The sequence below is a fragment of the Streptomyces bluensis genome (genome assembly GCF_014650715.1).
Taxonomy (GTDB): Bacteria; Actinomycetota; Actinomycetes; order Streptomycetales; family Streptomycetaceae; genus Streptomyces; species Streptomyces bluensis.
In genome coordinates this window covers 11,721-28,913 of the sequence record NZ_BMVM01000034.1, presented here as the reverse complement: position 1 = coordinate 28,913, position 17,193 = coordinate 11,721, and the positions used below count along the sequence as shown (strand labels likewise).

General features: G+C 70.2%; 12 protein-coding genes. 5 read left to right on the top strand and 7 right to left on the bottom strand.

Annotation, left to right across the window (positions count from 1 at the left end; genetic code table 11):
• Positions 1-26 precede the first annotated feature (26 nt).
• The 4 genes from IE262_RS38690 to IE262_RS38675 all read left to right on the top strand — a co-directional run bounded on the left by IE262_RS38690 (position 27) and on the right by IE262_RS38675 (position 9,585).
• Positions 27-2,585: an NACHT domain-containing protein gene (locus IE262_RS38690; RefSeq protein ID WP_134042610.1), complete on the top strand. Its 2,559-nt coding sequence runs from the start codon at positions 27-29 to the stop codon at positions 2,583-2,585.
• Between the two features lie 3 nt (positions 2,586-2,588).
• Entirely contained in the window at positions 2,589-5,192 is a 2,604-nt protein-coding gene (locus IE262_RS38685) for an NACHT domain-containing protein (protein ID WP_189880296.1), read from the top strand.
• A 229-nt stretch (positions 5,193-5,421) separates the two neighbouring features.
• Positions 5,422-6,411 (top strand): PDDEXK nuclease domain-containing protein, encoded by a 990-nt coding sequence (locus IE262_RS38680; protein ID WP_229877976.1) that lies wholly within the window; start codon positions 5,422-5,424, stop codon positions 6,409-6,411.
• Between the two features lie 27 nt (positions 6,412-6,438).
• On the top strand, positions 6,439-9,585 hold the full coding sequence (locus tag IE262_RS38675) for an NACHT domain-containing protein (protein WP_189880295.1): 3,147 nt from the start codon (positions 6,439-6,441) through the stop codon (positions 9,583-9,585).
• Between the two features lie 115 nt (positions 9,586-9,700).
• On the opposite strand, the gene IE262_RS38670 is transcribed toward IE262_RS38675, so the two are convergent.
• Entirely contained in the window at positions 9,701-12,226 is a 2,526-nt protein-coding gene (locus IE262_RS38670) for an ATP-dependent Clp protease ATP-binding subunit (RefSeq protein ID WP_134042606.1), read from the bottom strand.
• A 441-nt stretch (positions 12,227-12,667) separates the two neighbouring features.
• On the opposite strand from IE262_RS38670, the gene IE262_RS38665 reads away from it, so the two are divergent.
• Complete coding sequence (locus IE262_RS38665; protein ID WP_189880293.1) at positions 12,668-13,300, top strand: SCO3374 family protein; 633 nt, start codon at positions 12,668-12,670, stop codon at positions 13,298-13,300.
• On the opposite strand, the gene IE262_RS38660 is transcribed toward IE262_RS38665, so the two are convergent.
• The 6 genes from IE262_RS38660 to IE262_RS38635 all read right to left on the bottom strand — a co-directional run bounded on the left by IE262_RS38660 (position 13,279) and on the right by IE262_RS38635 (position 17,193).
• Entirely contained in the window at positions 13,279-13,614 is a 336-nt protein-coding gene (locus IE262_RS38660) for a histone-like nucleoid-structuring protein Lsr2 (RefSeq protein ID WP_134042602.1), read from the bottom strand. The genes IE262_RS38665 and IE262_RS38660 overlap by 22 nt on opposite strands.
• Before the next feature lie 280 nt (positions 13,615-13,894).
• Positions 13,895-14,428: an amino-acid N-acetyltransferase gene (locus tag IE262_RS38655; protein ID WP_134042600.1), complete on the bottom strand. Its 534-nt coding sequence runs from the start codon at positions 14,426-14,428 to the stop codon at positions 13,895-13,897.
• A 9-nt stretch (positions 14,429-14,437) separates the two neighbouring features.
• Positions 14,438-14,944 carry a BlaI/MecI/CopY family transcriptional regulator gene (locus tag IE262_RS38650; RefSeq protein ID WP_134042655.1) on the bottom strand — a complete coding sequence of 169 codons (507 nt, stop codon included), beginning with the start codon at positions 14,942-14,944 and terminating at the stop codon, positions 14,438-14,440.
• 134 nt (positions 14,945-15,078) lie between these two features.
• Positions 15,079-15,264: a hypothetical protein gene (locus IE262_RS38645; RefSeq protein ID WP_189880291.1), complete on the bottom strand. Its 186-nt coding sequence runs from the start codon at positions 15,262-15,264 to the stop codon at positions 15,079-15,081.
• Positions 15,265-15,343: 79 nt separating this feature from the next.
• Complete coding sequence (locus IE262_RS38640; protein WP_373305236.1) at positions 15,344-16,114, bottom strand: hypothetical protein; 771 nt, start codon at positions 16,112-16,114, stop codon at positions 15,344-15,346.
• Positions 16,115-16,395: 281 nt separating this feature from the next.
• A complete protein-coding gene (locus IE262_RS38635; protein ID WP_134042596.1) occupies positions 16,396-17,193 on the bottom strand; it encodes a type III pantothenate kinase in 798 nt (265 codons plus the stop codon).

Genomic DNA, 17,193 nt, shown 5'->3' with positions numbered 1-17,193 from the left:
ACCGGCAGTTCGCATACGCTCAGTACATGGTCGACGCCGGAGTGCTCGGAGCCCGTCTCGCGTCCAGCGCGGTCGCACCGCTGGTGAAGAAGCTCTTCGTGAGGGACCAGCCGGGGGCCGGCCTGGTGTCCGAACCGGTGCGGATATCGGGGTTGGTGTCGTTCGGGCGGGAGAAGCGCAACGTCACGCCGAAGGACGCCGAGAAGGTCGCTGAGGAACTGGTGCGCAGGGCGCTGAAGGCGGCGCCGCCGGGAGAACGGCCCGTGGAGCACGACGAGGCCGTGGCGGTCAAGAACGCTCTCGCCCACTCCCTCTCCGCGCTGGGGACCATCACCATCCACGACTACGAAGCCGTGGCCCTGGGCCCCGAGGAGTTCGCGCGCAGGCTCCGGTCCCACGCGGCTGTCGTCGCCTTCGGGCTGAGCGCCGACGGCGAGTTCCTCTACGAACGGCTGCTTCGCACCGCCTCGCTGCACATCCTGAACTTCTTCACGCAGCGCTCCACGTACATCGCCCGGCAGCAGACCGTCCAGAGCCAGCAACTGGCCCGGCTGGTCCAGGCCGTGGACGTCCTGCTGGAGCGGCTGCCGTCGCAGTCGGCCGAGGACGCGGGGTTCGAGGCCCGGTACGCGGATCACGTCTCCGGCCGCTACGGAACGCTGACCATCTACGGCCTGGACGCCGGGACACGGGAGTGGCCCCTGGACACGGCGTATCTCAGCCTGGAGGCGACGCGGGAGCGCAACGGCCACACCGGGCCGGGCGGGCTCCATGTGCCCGCCGAGCGTGTGCTGGCCCAGCAGGACCAGGTCCTGCTGCGCGGCGTCGCCGGGTCGGGGAAGACGACCCTGGTCCAGTGGCTCGCGGTGACGACCGCCGGCCGTACGTACGAGCATGGGCTGACGCACCTGGTCGGGCGGGTGCCGTTCGTGCTGCCGATGCGCAGGATTGTCCGGCCCGGAAGGGAGTTCCCGATTCCAGGGGATTTCCTGAAGGCCGTCGGCTGCCCTGTCGCCGGGGAGCAGCCGACCGGCTGGGTGGAGCGTGTCCTGCGGGCCCAGCGGGGGGTCCTGCTGGTCGACGGGATCGACGAGATCGCGGGTGACAGGCGGGCCGCGGCCCGGCGGTGGCTGCGGGAGCTGGTGCGGACCTTCCCGGGGAATCTGTGGCTCGTCACCTCGCGGCCCTCGGCGGTCCCGGAGAAGTGGCTCGACGCCGAGGGCTTCGCCGAACTCACGCTCTCCCCGATGTCCCGCGACGACGTCGCCACCTTCGTACGGCGCTGGCACCGCGCCGCCGGAGCGGAGGAGAGCGTCGGAACGTCACTGCTGCAGTCCGTACGGACCACGTCCGAACTGAACCGGCTGGCCACGAACCCGCTGATGTGCGGCATGCTGTGCGCCCTGCACCGCGACCGGCGCGGCTTCCTGCCCCAGGACCGCAAGTCCCTGTACGAGGCCGCCCTCACCATGCTGCTGGAGCGGCGCGACCGCGAGCGGGAACTGGTTCATCCCGACGGTGTGCGGATCCCGTACGCCACCCAGGTGCAACTGCTGCAGAAGCTCGCGTGGTGGCTGATCCGCAACAGCCGTGCCGAGATGGACCGTTCGGACGCCCTGCACATCATCGGACAGGCGATGCCCGCGGTCGGTCTGGACGGCACCCCCGAGGACGTCAGCCAGTCGCTGCTGCTGCGCTCCGGCCTGCTGCGCGAGCCCGCCGAGGGGCGAGTGGACTTCGTGCACCGGACCTTCCAGGACTACCTGGGAGCACGGCTGGCCGTGCAGGAGCTCGACTTCGACCTGCTGGTGAACAACTCCGCGAACGACGCGTGGGAGGACGTCATCCTGCTCGCGCTCGCCCACGCCCGTCCCAAGGAGGCGGAGCAGATGCTGCGGCGGCTGGTGGCGCAGGACACCGCGCGCGGCAAGCTGCTGGCCGCGGCGGGGCTGCGCTATGCGACGGAGGTGGACGCGCGGGTTCGGGCGGTCGTGGAGCACGGGGTGGAGTCGCTCATTCCGCCTCGCGGGCTGGTGGAGGCACAGGAGCTGGCGCGAGCCGGAGGCGATCTCGTGCTCGCCCTCCTGCCGGGGCCAGAGGGCATCGACGACACGACGGCGGCCACGGTCACCGCGACGGTCGCCTATCTGGGCAGCGAGGCCGCGCTGCACTTCCTGACCCGGTTCCGGAAGCAACCGGGCGAGCAGGTCCAGACGATCCTGGCCGCGTCCTGGCAGCTCTTCGACCGCGAACTCTACGCCCGCGACATTCTCGCCCACCTGCCCCGGCAACGCCGCGTCGTCGTGCGCACAGCGGACGACCTCCGCACGCTCCGCTCGCTGGGCGGCTGGGAGCACATCATGGTCGTCGGCGCCTACCGGGTCGAGGATCTGACGGATCTCATCGTGCGTGAGCGACTCACCCACCTCGCGCTGGACGCGCCTCATCCGGTCGAAGGCCTGGCCTGGCTCTCCGCCTTCCCCAACCTCACGTCCGTCTCCGTATCCACGCTGCTGCACCCGGACGTGGTCCGGCAGATACCTGACCGGGTCAGACTCGACACCTCCCCCACCGGGGAGAGCTGACCCATGGACCCCACCGTCCGCACCCCCTCCCCCCAAGCCCTCCCCCTCATCCACCGTCTCTTCCGCACCCCGGCCCAACCCCCCACCGCCCCCGCCCCCGTCCCCTCCCTCACCACCTGGCACGGCCCCGGCGCCCCCGCCACCCCGGACGACGTCCACCGCGTGGCCGCCGAGTTCATCCAGCTGGCCGCGCCCTACGCCGCCCCCACCGCCGCCGAACTCCCCGCCGTCGCCGACGTCCTGGCCCGTACCCTGCTCGCCGTCGCCGAAGTGGACCTCACGGACGCCGACGCCGTACGCCTGGGACCGCAGGGGTACGCGCGCCGGCTGCGCGGGGCGGTGCAGGGGGTCGACCGGGCGCTGTCGCCCGAGGCCGCGTGGTTCCACGACGCCCTGCTCGTGTCCGTATGCCTGCACGTGCTGCACCACTTCGTGCGCCGCTCCCCTCACATCCAGCAGCAGATGCCCGGACACTCCAGCCGTATCCGCCAGCTCGTCGACCTGGACGACGCGGAGGCGGCGGTGCGCAGCCCCGAACGTTCCCAGGAGGACGCCGACTTCGAGGCCCGGTACGCCGAGGACGCCGTCCGCAGGTACGGCTGGCTGACGATCGTCGGAGTGGACCTCCCCAACGCGCCGGACCGCTGGCTCCTGGAGGACACCTATCTCAGCCTGGAGGCCGAGGAGTTCACGGAGGAGGCGGAGACGGGCACAGGGACGGGGGCTGGAACAGACACCTCCGCCGACGGACCACGCACCGTGCTCCTCGCCGACCGGGCACTGGACGGGCACGAACGCGTCCTCCTGCTCGGCCCCGCGGGCTCGGGCAAGACGACCCTCGTCCAGTGGCTCGCCGTGTCCGCCGCCCGCGCACGCGCGCGCGTGCCCTTCGTCCTGCCGGTGCGCCGCTTCGCCCGCGAGGGTTTCCCCGCCCCCGACGACTTCCTGCACGCCGTACGCCACCCGCTCGCCGACGAGGCGCCCGAGGGCTGGGCGGTACGGACGCTGCTCGCCGGGCGCGCCCTGCTGCTGGTGGACGGGATCGACGAGGCCCCCGAGGAGACCCGCGGCAAACTGCGCGACCAACTCCGCCGGCTGCTGCGCGTGTTCTCCGGCAACGGCTGTCTGGTCACCTCCCGCCCGTCCGCCGTGGAGGACGGCTGGCTGTCGCAGGAACGCCTCTCGGAAGAGGGCTTCACCCAGCTGTCACTCGCGCCGATGTCACGCGACCAGGTCACCCGGTTCGTCCGGGACTGGCACGCGGCGGCCATGGGCGAGGAGCAGAACGGCGGCCGGGACCAGCAGGACCGGGAGGCGCTGCGTACGTACGAACAGCGGCTGCTGCACTCCGTGCGGATCTACCGTGAGCTGCGCCAGCTCGCCACCAACCCCCTGATGTGCGGGCTGATCTGCGCGCTCAACCGGGACCGCTCCGGCTCCCTCCCGCAGGGCCGCAAGGAACTGTACGAGGCGGCTCTGGAGATGCTGCTGCAGCGCCGCGATCCCGAACGGGACGTGCTGTACGCCGACGACGTGCGGCTCCAGCAGGAGCCGAGGGAGCGCCTGCTGCGGAAGCTGGCCCACGCGATGCTGGAGGAGGGCGTCTCGGAGCTGCCGCACCGCCGTGTGGTCGACATCCTCGACGGCGCCCTGCCGAGCATCCCGGCCGCCCGTGCGGAGGGCGGCGGCGAGAAGATCTTCCGCCATCTGCTGCACCGCACCGGTCTGTTGCGCGAACAGGGGGACGGCGCGGTGGACTTCATCCACCACACCTTCCAGGACTACCTGGCCGCCAAGGAGATCGTGGCCCGCGGCCGGCTCCACTCCCTCGTCGCCCACGCCCACCGGCCCGAGTGGGAGGAGGTCATCCGTATGGCCGCCGCCCACGCCCGCCCCGAGGAGTGCGCCGAGTTCCTGCAACAGCTGCTGTCCGCCGCTCCGGAGCTACGGCGCCCCCAGGTGAACCACCGCCGGCTGATGGCCGCGGCCTGTCTGGATCACGTGACGGAACTCGACCCGGCGATCGGGCAGTTGGTGCACGACCGCACGAAGTACCTGGTACGTCCGACGGGCGACCTCGCCGCCCGCAGTCTCGGCTGGGTCGGCCCCATCGTGCTGGAGCTCCTGCCCGATCCGGAGGAGGTGACGAGCGACCAGCAGGCCCTGCTCCTCGCCCTCACGGCGACCCGGGTCGAGGACGACGCCGCGATCGACTACCTGGCCCGGCTCCGCGACCGCTCGTCCCTCGCCATCCGCGCCGAGCTGGCCCGCCCCTGGCGCCACTTCGACACGGAGCGGTACGCCCGCGAGATCATCGCCCACCTGGACCCGGCGGGCCTCTACTTCCCGGTCTCCGACACCGCCGAACTGGCCGCCCTCCGTGACCTGGGCGGCCGCCCCCGCATCCAAGTGGCCGGCGTCATCTCCACGGCCGACCTCCTGAACGGCCTCGACCACACCCAGCTCACCCACCTCTGGCTGAACGCCGAACCCACCGACCCGGACATGTCCTGGCTGTCCGAGTTCACCCACCTCCAGGTACTCCGCGTCAATCCGCGACTGCCCCGGGTACGGAACGTGCCGGAGGGCGTGACGATCACTGCGTAGGGCCCTGCCGTCTTATGCGAACTCTCGCCCCAAACTCACTCGTTCGGATGAGCTGACCCGGTTCGCCCCCGCGTGAAGATCGCCGTACGCGAGCCTCACCCCATGCACAAGAACACCGAGGCCGAGGCCCTCGTCCCCGCCCAGCTCGGCGCAGTCCCCTCCTGGTACGGCGACCTGCTGGGCGAGGTCAAGGAGACCGTCGCGGGCGCGTCTGCGTGCTCAGCGGGCCGTGAACACCGAGCTCGTCCAGATGTACTGGCAGATCGGCAAACTCATCCTCGCCCGGCAGGAGCAGGAGGGCTGGGGCACCAAGGTGGTGGGCCGGCTCGCCGCGGACCTGAAGGCGTCGTTCCCGAACCAGCGCGGCTTCTCGCGCAGCAACCTCATGTACATGCAAAAGATGGCCCGCACCTGGCCGGAGCCAATTGTCCAACAGCTTGTTGGACAATTGCCGTGGGGCCACATCACGGTCCTCATGGACAAGCTCGAAAGCCGCTCCGACCTGGACTTCTACGTCACCGAAGCCGTCCGCAACGGCTGGTCCCGCGCCTTGCTGGACCGCTTCATCCACCAGAACCTGCATCTCACCCAGAGCTCGGCGGCCACCAACTTCGAGGTGACGGTCCCCGACGGCTCAACGGTGCTCAAGGAACTCGCCCGGGACCCCTACCGCCTCGACTTCCTCGGCCTCGACGAGCACCACTCCGAGCACGAGCTCGAAGAGGCGATCGTCGCCAACATGATCCGCTTCCTCACCGAACTCGGCGTCGGCTTCGCCTTCGTCGGCCGCCAGTACCCGGTCCTCATCGGCGGCGAGGAGTACCGTATCGACCTGCTCTTCTACCACCTCAAGCTGCACCGTTACTTCGTGTTCGAGCTCAAGACGAAGGACGTACGGCCCGAGCACGTGGGCAAGCTCAACTTCTATGTGAGCGTGGTCGATCAGATGGTGCGCGACAGGGAGCGGGACGATCCGACGATCGGGTTCCTCATCGGCACCCGGCACAACAAGGCCGCCGTGCAGCTCGCCCTCGACGCCAGCAACAACCCGCTGGCCGTGACGAACTACTCGACGCTGTCCCCCGCCGAGCGGGAACTCGTCCCCTCCGAAGAGGACTTGTCACGCGTCGTCCAGGAAGCCATCGACACCATCGGCGGCGTCGGCGTCGGCGTCGGCGGCCGCCCGGACGGCCCTTCGGGGCCAGAGCGGCTACGCTGACCCGCGTCCGCGCATCGGGGGAGCGACATGGAACCAGCAGCTGTAGGCCTCAGGTTGGCATCGGGCGTGGTGACGCCGCTGGTGAAGAAGCTGTTCGTGGTGGAGGGGCCGGGCGCCGGGCTGGTCGACAGGCCCGTGCGGATAGCCGGGTTCGTGTCGTTCCGGGGCGAGAAGCGCACACTCACCCGGCCCGACCTGCACAAGCTCTGCGCGGAGCTGGTGAGGCGGGCCCTGAAGGACGGTGAGCGGCCCATCCACGCCGACGAGGAGCAGGCCGTCGTCCATGCCCTCTCCGACACCCTGTACGCCCTCGGCGACCTCACCATGACGGACGTCCAGGCAGTGGAACTCGGTCACGAGCACCTCGCCGCCAACCTCCGTTCCGCGAGCGGCAGTCCGGACCGGGAGCTCTCCTTCGACGCGAGCCTGTTCTACCGTCGGCTGCTCACGACGGCCTGCCTGCACATCCTGCACTTCTTCACCCAGCGGTCCACCTTTGTCCCGCGCACCCTGGTCGAGCAGACCCGTAGACAGCGCGAACTCGTGGCGAAAGTCGATGAGTTGATCGCCCGGACAGACCCGCCCGGCGGCACCGACAGCGCCTTCGAGGAGCGCTACCTCGACTACGTCGCCAGGATCCACAGCCACCTCACCATCTACGGCATCGACCTGGTCAACTCCCCCGAACGCTGGCCCCTCGACGCCGCGTACCTCAGCCTCCAGGCCCTGCGCCCGGCCGAGGACACCGAGGCCGCCGGACCGGACGGGCCGCACCCCGCCTCCGGCGCCACCGCGCTGCCCGCCGAACAGGCTCTGGCCGACCATGACCGTGTCCTCCTGCGCGGCGTGGCCGGCTCGGGGAAGACCACCCTCGTGCAGTGGCTCGCGGTCACGGGGGCCCGGGGCGAGCGCGGCGACCGTATCCCCTTCGTCCTGCCCCTGCGGACACTCGTCCGACGCCCCGGCGGGCTCCCCGCGCCCGACGTCTTCCTCGACGCCGTCCGCGTCCCCTTCCACTCCACCCAGCCGTCCGGCTGGACGGACCGCGTGCTCAGCGCCCGCCGCGGGCTGCTCCTCGTCGACGGCATCGACGAGATCCCCGAGCGGGAGCGCGAGCGCACCCGCCGCTGGCTGCGCGAGCTCCTGGACGTCTATCCCGGCAACCAGTGGCTGGTGACCTCCCGCCCCTCCGCCGTACGGGAGGACTGGCTCACCCCGGACGGCTTCACGGAGCTGTCGCTCATGCCCATGAACCGGGACGACGTCGCCGCGTTCATCGCCCGCTGGCACACGGCGGCCCGCGTCGACGTCCCCGACCCGGGCGTCCTCGACGGTTACGAGCGCTCCCTGATCGACGCCGTCCAGACCAAACCGGACCTCGGACGACTCGCCACCAACCCCCTGATGTGCGGTCTGGTCTGCGCGCTGCACCGGGACCGGCGCGGCTACCTCCCGCACGGCAGGCGCGAGTTGTACGACGCGGCCCTGTCGATGCTGCTGTCGCGGCGCGACGAGGAGCGGGACATGTTCCAGCACGGTGTCCAGCAGGGCGAGCGGGGCGGCGGCATCCGGCTCACCGAGCTCCCCCAGATCCAGCTGCTCCAGCGGCTCGCGTACTGGCTGATCCGCAACCACCAGTCCGAGATGGACCGTGAGCGCGCCGAGCGGATCATCGCCGATGCCCTGCCCTCCGTGCCGGCCGCCGCCGCGCAGGGCGACGCCGGGGAGATCCTGCGGCACCTCCTCATCCGCAGCGGACTGCTCCGCGAGCCCGCCGCCGGGACGGTGGAGTTCGTGCACCGCACCTTCCAGGACTACCTCGGCGCCAAGGCGGCCGTGGAGGACGGTGACTTCGGGCTGCTGGTACGGGGCGCCGTGGACGCACAGTGGGCGGACGTCGTACGCATGGCCGTGGCGCACGCCCGGCCGCGCGAGCGGAGCGAACTGCTGCGGGACCTGACCGCCGCCGCGGAACGCCTGGAGGGCCCGGCCGCCACGCGCGTACGGCTCCTCGCGCTCGCCTCACTGGAACACGCGACGGAGCTCGACCCGCGGGTCCGCGCCGAGGTCGAGCGGAACGCCGCCGCGCTGATCCCGCCGGGTACGACGGAGGAGGCGCGCGCCCTCGCCGAGGCCGGGCCGCTCGTACTGGAGCTGCTGCCCGGACCGGAGGGGCTGACCGACACCGAGGCGCGGGCGGTGGTGGTCACGGCGTCGCTCGTCGGCACGGAGGCGGCCGTGCCGGTGCTGGCCCGGTTCCGGTCGCATACGGCGCTGGACGTACGGGCGCAGCTCACCTGGTCCTGGCACCGGTTCGCGACCCGACGGTACGGGAAGGAGGTCATCGCCCATCTCCGCGAGGACGATCTCTTCTTCTCCGTGCAGTCCGGGGAGCAGCTGCGTTTCCTGGGGGAACTGGGGGGTCGGCGGGCCCTCCAACTCGTCGGCGATCTGGATCCGGCCGAGCTGAGCGCCGCGCTGTCGTCCGGCGAGGTGCTCCAGATCCACCTGCGCGGCAACGGCGCGCTGCACGATCTCGCCTGTCTGTCGGGCGCCGAGCGGCTGACTTATCTGGACCTCAGCAGGTGCCCGGGGGTGGACGACCTCGCTCCGGTGTCCCGGCTGCCGCTGGAGTGGCTGTCGTTGGATCAGATGGAGGGTCTGGAGCGGCCGGGCGCCCTGTCCGTGCTGTCCGGTTCCGCCACGTTGCGCTCACTCGACGTCGGCGTGACGCTGGAGGCCGTGTCCCTCGACGAGGCGCTTCCGCCGGCCCTGCCGCTGCGGTTTCTGCGCCTCTCCAAGGGCGCGCTGTGGCGTACGGGCCTGCGGGGGCTGCACCGGTTCCGGTCGCTGCGGCAGCTGAGCCTTGGCCACCTGTCCGGGGAGCTCGCCCCCGAGGACTACGCCGAGGTGGCCCGGCTGCCCGAACTGACGGAACTGCGGATCAACTGGCAGGCCGTCGGCTGGCCCGGACCTCCGCTGCCCGGCATCCGCAGCCTGTGCCTGCGCAGGTTCACCGGGCGCGAGGAGGGCCTCGCGGAGATCCCGGCGCTCTTTCCCAACCTGCGCTCGATCTCCATCGGTCTCGACTCGGAGACCGTCGAGGTACCGGAGCACCTCCTTGCGGCCCTTCCGGTCACCCCGACGATCGAAACGAAGCACAGCGTGCTGTGACGGACCGCCTGGGGGCAGCTGTCCGTCGCCCCCACCCACGCATGCGAAGGGGGCCGGTGCCCGACAGGCACCGGCCCCCTTCTTTCGCGTACAGCCCGCGTACAGCCCGGAGGGCTTACGCCTCCTTGCTCAGGTTCGGACCGGCGCCGCCGGCCGCCTGCTCGATCGGCGGGACGTCCGGCAGGGCCGACTTCTCCTCACCGCGGAAGGTGAAGGTCTTGGCGTCGCCGTCGCCCTCCGTGTCCACGACCACGATGTGGCCCGGACGGAGCTCGCCGAAGAGGATCTTCTCCGACAGGCTGTCCTCGATCTCGCGCTGGATCGTGCGGCGCAGCGGCCGGGCGCCCAGCACGGGGTCGTAGCCCTTCTTGGACAGCAGCTCCTTGGCAGCCTGGGAGAGCTCGATGCCCATGTCCCGGTCCTTCAGGCGCTCGTCCACCTTGCTGATCATCAGGTCGACGATCCGCAGGATGTCGTCCTGCGTCAGCTGCGGGAAGACGACCACGTCGTCGACGCGGTTGAGGAACTCGGGCCGGAAGTGCTGCTTCAGCTCGTCCGAGACCTTGTTCTTCATGCGCTCGTAGTTGGTCTTCGTGTCGCCCGCGGCCGCGAAGCCGAGGTTGAAGCCCTTGGAGATGTCCCGGGTGCCGAGGTTGGTCGTCATGATGATGACCGTGTTCTTGAAGTCCACGACCCGGCCCTGGGAGTCGGTCAGGCGACCGTCCTCCAGGATCTGCAGCAGCGAGTTGAAGATGTCCGGGTGGGCCTTCTCGACCTCGTCGAAGAGGACGACCGAGAACGGCTTGCGGCGCACCTTCTCCGTCAGCTGGCCGCCCTCCTCGTAGCCCACGTAGCCGGGGGGCGAACCGAAGAGACGCGAGACCGTGTGCTTCTCGCTGAACTCCGACATGTCGAGGGAGATCAGCGCGTCCTCGTCGCCGAACAGGAACTCGGCGAGTGCCTTGGACAGCTCGGTCTTACCGACACCGGACGGGCCGGCGAAGATGAACGAGCCACCGGGACGCTTCGGGTCCTTCAGACCGGCGCGCGTACGGCGGATCGCCTTCGACAGCGCCTTGACGGCGTCGACCTGGCCGATGACCCGCTTGTGGAGCTCGTCCTCCATGCGGAGCAGGCGGCTGGACTCCTCCTCGGTCAGCTTGAAGACCGGGATGCCGGTGGCCGTGGCGAGGACCTCGGCGATCAGCTCGCCGTCGACCTCGGCGACGACGTCCATGTCGCCGGCCTTCCACTCCTTCTCCCGCTTGGCCTTGGCGGCGAGGAGCTGCTTCTCCTTGTCGCGCAGGGAGGCGGCCTTCTCGAAGTCCTGCGAGTCGATCGCGGACTCCTTGTCACGGCGGACGCCGGCGATCTTCTCGTCGAACTCGCGGAGGTCCGGCGGAGCCGTCATCCGGCGGATGCGCATCCGGGAGCCCGCCTCGTCGATCAGGTCGATCGCCTTGTCGGGGAGGAAGCGGTCCGAGATGTAGCGGTCGGCCAGGGTGGCGGCCTGGACCAGGGCCTCGTCCGTGATGGAGACGCGGTGGTGCGCCTCGTACCGGTCGCGCAGGCCCTTGAGGATCTCGATGGTGTGCGGGAGCGAGGGCTCGGCGACCTGGATGGGCTGGAAGCGGCGCTCCAGGGCCGCGTCCTTCTCCAGGTGCTTGCGGTACTCGTCCAGCGTGGTGGCGCCGATGGTCTGGAGCTCACCGCGGGCCAGCATCGGCTTCAGGATCGAGGCGGCGTCGATGGCGCCCTCGGCGGCACCCGCACCGACCAGCGTGTGCAGCTCGTCGATGAACAGGATGATGTCGCCGCGGGTGCGGATCTCCTTGAGGACCTTCTTCAGGCGCTCCTCGAAGTCACCGCGGTAGCGGGAGCCGGCGACCAGGGCGCCGAGGTCCAGGGTGTAGAGGTGCTTGTCCTTGAGGGTCTCGGGCACCTCGCCCTTGACGATGGCCTGGGCGAGGCCCTCGACGACGGCGGTCTTGCCGACGCCGGGCTCACCGATCAGAACCGGGTTGTTCTTGGTGCGGCGGGACAGCACCTGCATGACCCGCTCGATCTCCTTCTCGCGCCCGATGACCGGGTCGAGCTTGGACTCACGAGCGGCCTGGGTGAGGTTCCGGCCGAACTGGTCGAGGACCAGGGACGTGGAGGGCGTGCCCTCGGCAGGACCGCCGGCGGTGGCGGTCTCCTTGCCCTGGTAGCCGGAGAGCAGCTGGATGACCTGCTGCCGCACCCGGTTGAGGTCGGCGCCCAGCTTGACCAGGACCTGGGCGGCGACGCCCTCGCCCTCACGGATCAGGCCGAGCAGGATGTGCTCCGTGCCGATGTAGTTGTGGCCCAGCTGAAGGGCCTCGCGGAGCGACAGCTCCAGGACCTTCTTGGCACGGGGAGTGAAGGGGATGTGGCCCGAGGGCGCCTGCTGGCCCTGGCCGATGATCTCCTCCACCTGCTGGCGGACAGCCTCAAGCGAGATCCCGAGGCTCTCCAGGGCCTTAGCGGCGACACCCTCACCCTCGTGGATCAGGCCCAGGAGGATGTGCTCGGTGCCGATGTAGTTGTGGTTGAGCATCCGGGCTTCTTCCTGAGCCAGGACGACAACCCGCCGCGCGCGGTCGGTGAACCTCTCGAACATCGTTAATCGCTCCTCAGAGCGGTCAGGCAGTGAGGGGACGCTCCCCTCGCTGTCCTTCCGCAGCTTAGTCCCGCAAGCGGGGACCGCTCATTCCAACTGCCGACACCGGACCGAGAACCAGCACTGCCTCCTGACCCCGAACGCCGACATCTGCTCCAACCCGATGGTGCGAGACGATGTTCCCGCAGGCCAGGTGGTTAGCCTCACCATCAGTACGCCGATGGCGAACGCGAAACCGCCTTTCCTGCGTGTCGCCCCCTCCCACTAGGGATGTCTTACCCGTACGCACTGACACTCCATGCCGTGCGCACCGGTTCCCTCCGCTACGGGCGAACAACCTTGCGCCGCCGCACTCCCCCGGACGCCCCCCGATCCACCACACTGTGTACATAATCCACCACCCAGAGTAACTCGGGGGCTCTTCGCCCGGTTGTTCCCGGCATGGCTTCCATCGTCCCCCTCCCTCGCCGTCCGCTCGACTCGGGCGACCGGGTGCGGGAGTGGTACGAGAACGAGCTCGGCTGGGCCACGCTGCCCGGATCGCCGGTACGACTCAGTACGGGTGTGCGCTTCGATGTGCTCGACGTTCCCGCGGAGGCGGGGTTCGCGGCGCTGCGGCATCTGGGCCCGGACTCTCCGGTGGCGCTGTGCGGAGGGCGCATGGCGCTGCTGGTCGCGGCGGGCAGCGCGGAGGAACTTCCGGGTCTGCTCGACTGGCTCGACTGGGGCACCCTCGAACTGGACCTCACGGCCGTCGGTGCGGGCGGCCATGTCGAGGCCCCGCGGCCCTGGCCGCACGGCGCCCCGCGCCCCACGCCCCGCCCGGACCGCCACAGCGGGGTCTCACCGCCCCGGCCTCTTCCGCGGGGCGACCGTGCCGGTTCACAGGGGGCCGCCCTGTGGCTGCGGCCCCCCGAGCCGGGATGCGAGGTGGAACTGTCGCTGCCGACCCTGTCGGCGCTGGGGGGCGGTGGGTCCGCCCCTGACCTCGTACGACTCGTGGACACGGTGGCGACGCGGTGCCACCGGATCCGACTGCGACGCCTGTGTGCTCAGGCGTTCGCCTTCTCGTAGGCCTCGCGGATGGACGCGGGGACGCGGCCGCGGTCGTTGACCTCGTAGCCGTTCTCCTTCGCCCAGGCGCGGATCTGTGCGGTGTCCTGGCTGCCGCCCGCGGCGGCACGTGCCTTTCCACGTCCACCCGAAGCACGACCTCCGGTACGACGCCCGCCCTTCACATACGGCTCAAGAAGGCCGCGGAGCTTGTCCGCATTGTCGGTCGTGAGATCGATCTCGTACGTCTTGCCGTCCAGCGCGAACGTCACGGTCTCGTCCGCCTCGCCGCCGTCGAGGTCGTCGACAAGAAGGACCTGAACCTTCTGTGCCACCGGATTTCCTTTCATCGATAACTTGAGGGTCGAGGGTCCGCGGCCGCGGCCGCTGTTTCGAGTCCCCTGTTATATGCAGTACTGCAGTACGTCGGAAAGCAAACCGCTTTTCCTTGAAAAACACAAACCCCTGGGAGAGACCCAGGGACCCGGGGAAGACCGGAAACGTGCGCGTTTCGGACATAGGGAACCCGGGCATGGCAGGTCCGCCGGAATACCACTTGCCGATCCCTGTCGAGCCCTGTTGATCCCTGTCGATCGTTGTGCGGATCCCGGGCGATCACAGATGCAGAAGCATGCGACTGTTACCCAAGGTGTTCGGTTTCACTCGTTCGAGACCGAGGAACTCCGCCACGCCCTCGTCATAGGAACGCAGCAGCTCCGCGTAGACATCCCGGTCGACCGGAGTCTCGCCGATCTCCACGAAGCCGTGCTTCGCGAAGAACTCGACTTCGAAGGTCAGACAGAAAACCCGGCGAACACCCAACCAGCGGGCGGTGTGCAGCAACTTCCGCAGCAACTGGTGACCGACGCCCAACCCCCTGGCCTCGGGGTTCACCGCGAGGGTGCGGACTTCCGCGAGGTCTTCCCACATGACGTGCAGGGCACCGCACCCCACCACCTGGGCGTTGTCATCGCGTTCCGCGACCCAGAACTCCTGGATGTCCTCGTAAAGCGTGACGGTCGCTTTGTCGAGCAGGATGCCCCGGCGGACGTAGTCGTCGAGCAGGCCGCGCACATGCGGGACATCGCTGGTCCTGGCCCGTCGGACGGTGATGGCTTTCGCGGTGGCTTCAGGGCTCGTCGCTGGCATGACCGGACGCTATCGCCCGGTGCCGCCCTGCGCCGAGGCGGGGTTCTCATCGGGGCCCTTGGGGGGTGCCGCTGTTTCGTCCGACGATTCGCCGCCGGTTTCGGCGGAGGTATCAGCCACGGCTTCGCCGGTGGTATCGGCTGCGGCTTCACGGGCTGTATCGACCGGAGCAGCGGCCGTTTCCCCGGGCCCGGGACCTTGCACGATACGGACGGCGTCGTGGAGCGCCTGTCGCTGTTCCTCGCTCATCATGCCGAAGAAGGCGACGAGAGCGGCCGCGGGGTTGTCGCTCCGCGACCAGGCTTCGTTCATCAGAGCAGCCGCGTAGGAGGCACGAGTTGAGACCGCCTCATATCGATAGGCGCGGCCTTCGGCCTCGCGTCGCACCCAGCCCTTCTGATGGAGATTGTCCAGAACGGTCATCACCGTGGTGTATGCGATGGACCGCTCCCGCTGAAGGTCTTCCAGGACTTCTCGAACGGTCACCGGGCGGTTCCACTTCCACACCCGCGTCATGACCGCGTCTTCGAGTTCTCCCAATGGGCGAGGCACAACTCGACACCATAGCGGGAGAGCAGGAGAAGCGGAACAAAAAGGGCGTACGACTCGAAAAGCAGATGAGTCGCACGCCGATGAGAGGCCCCCGGGTTTCAGCTCTGAGCGTCGTCACCCTTGGAGGTCTGCCGGGCGCTCTCCGCGCGGGCGAGGGCGGCGTCGACGGCCGCGTCCTCCTTGGCCTTGTTGGCGCCACCCTGGGACTTCACCATCGTCACGATCACGCCGATGAAGAACGCGGCCATCACTACGGGGGGCAGGAGCGCGGAGACGTAGTCCATGCGTCCAGAGTAGCCAGGGGGGTCCGGAGGGCCCCGGTCGGGCCCCGGTCGGGTGGGCCCCGGTCGGGTTGAGGGGAGCTCAGCCCGCGGCCAGCTGCCGCTGTTGGGGCTTCGCCGGCGGACTGGGCTTGCGCTTGGGAGGGAAGACCTCGCCGGGAGTCGGGATCGGTCGGCGACTCGGGCTCGGGCTCGGAGCCTTGGGCTGCGGCGAGGGGGCCGGCTTCTCGGCGGGCTGCGCCGGGCGGGCGGGCCGGGGAGTGGGCTGCGCCGGGCGGGCGGGCCGGGCGGGCTTGTCCGCGGGGCGGCCGGCGGGCTCCTGCGCGGCGGCACGCGCGCGCGTGCCGTCGGAGAGGTCGCAGAGGCCTCCGGGGAGGGCGGTGAGCCGGGTACGGGACGCCGGAACGGTGGGGGCGGCTGCCGTGGTGGCCGTCTCGGGTTCCGTACGGACGCGGGGCTCGGCGTCCTGCTGCGCGGGGACGGCACGGCGATCAAGGCAGCGGTCCAGGAGGGCGGCCGCGGTGGGGTTGCCGCGCAGGGCGCGCAGGGCGGCGAGGTCGTCCGCGGTGGGCCGGTGGCCGGCGCCCAGGGCGTCGCCCAGGAGCGCGAGATAGCCCGTGGCGGTGCCCGGGAGCGCGGCACGGTAGCGGGCGAGGTCGGCCAGCAGGAAGGCCCTCAGCCGGGCGCTCTCGCGGGCGGCCTCGTCGACGGACCGGGCGAGCCGAAGGCAGTCCTGGACGTCCTCCGCGGTGGCGGAGCTGGGCTTGAGGGCGAGGGCGAGAGCCCGGCGGAGCACACGCAGCTCCTCCGTGCCGAACGCCATGGCGCCGCGGGATCCGTAGGGCGTGGGCATGCTTCGACGATACGCGCTAATCAGACAAAAGCGGCGGCGTGGGGGTGCGTGGCGTGGGGAGCCACTCAGGTGGGTGCGGCGCGTCCGTGGCACGGGCGGGCGGTTTTCGCCCCCGCCGCCCCTACCCGTCCCCCTCCCCAGGGGGCTCCGCCCCTTCGACCCCGCCGGCTCCGCCCCCCTGGGCCCCCAGCGCTTCGGGGCTCCGCCCCGGACCCCGTCTTCGGGGGCCGGCCCCCGGACCCCCGCTCCTCAAACGCCGGAGGGGCTGGATTCACCCGCCGTCACATACGCGACACGTTCCGCTCGTACACCAGGCGCAAACCGATCAGCGTCAGCCACGGCTCGTGTTCGTCGATCACGGACGACTCGCCCAGGACCATGGGCGCCAGCCCGCCCGTGGCGATGACCGTGACGTCATCGGGGTCGTCCGCGAGCTCACGGGCCATCCGGCTCACCACTCCGTCGATCTGGCCGGCGAAACCGTAGATGATGCCCGCCTGCATCGCCTCGACCGTGTTCTTGCCGATCACGCTCCTCGGCCGGGCCACCTCGATCTTGCGCAACTGGGCTCCCTTGACGCCGAGTGCCTCGACGGAGATCTCGATGCCGGGGGCGATGACCCCGCCGACGTACTCCCCGCGCGCACTGACCGCGTCGAACGTCGTCGCCGTACCGAAGTCGACGACGATCGCCGGACCGCCGTAGATCTCGGCCGCCGCCACCGCGTTGATGATGCGGTCGGCTCCGACCTCCTTGGGGTTGTCCGTGAGGATCGGCACACCTGTCTTCACGCCCGGCTCGACCAGCACCGCCGGCACGTCGCCGTAGTACCGGCGCGTCACCTCCCGCAGCTCGTGCAGCACGGACGGCACCGTCGAGCAGATCGCGATCCCGTCGATGCCGTCGCCCAGTTCCTCCCCGAGGAGGGGATGCATCCCCATGAGGCCCTGGAGGAGTACCGCCAGCTCGTCTGCGGTGCGGCGCGCGTCCGTGGAGATGCGCCAGTGTTCGACGATGTCCTCGCCGTCGAACAGGCCGAGAACGGTGTGCGTGTTGCCTACGTCGATCGTCAGCAGCAT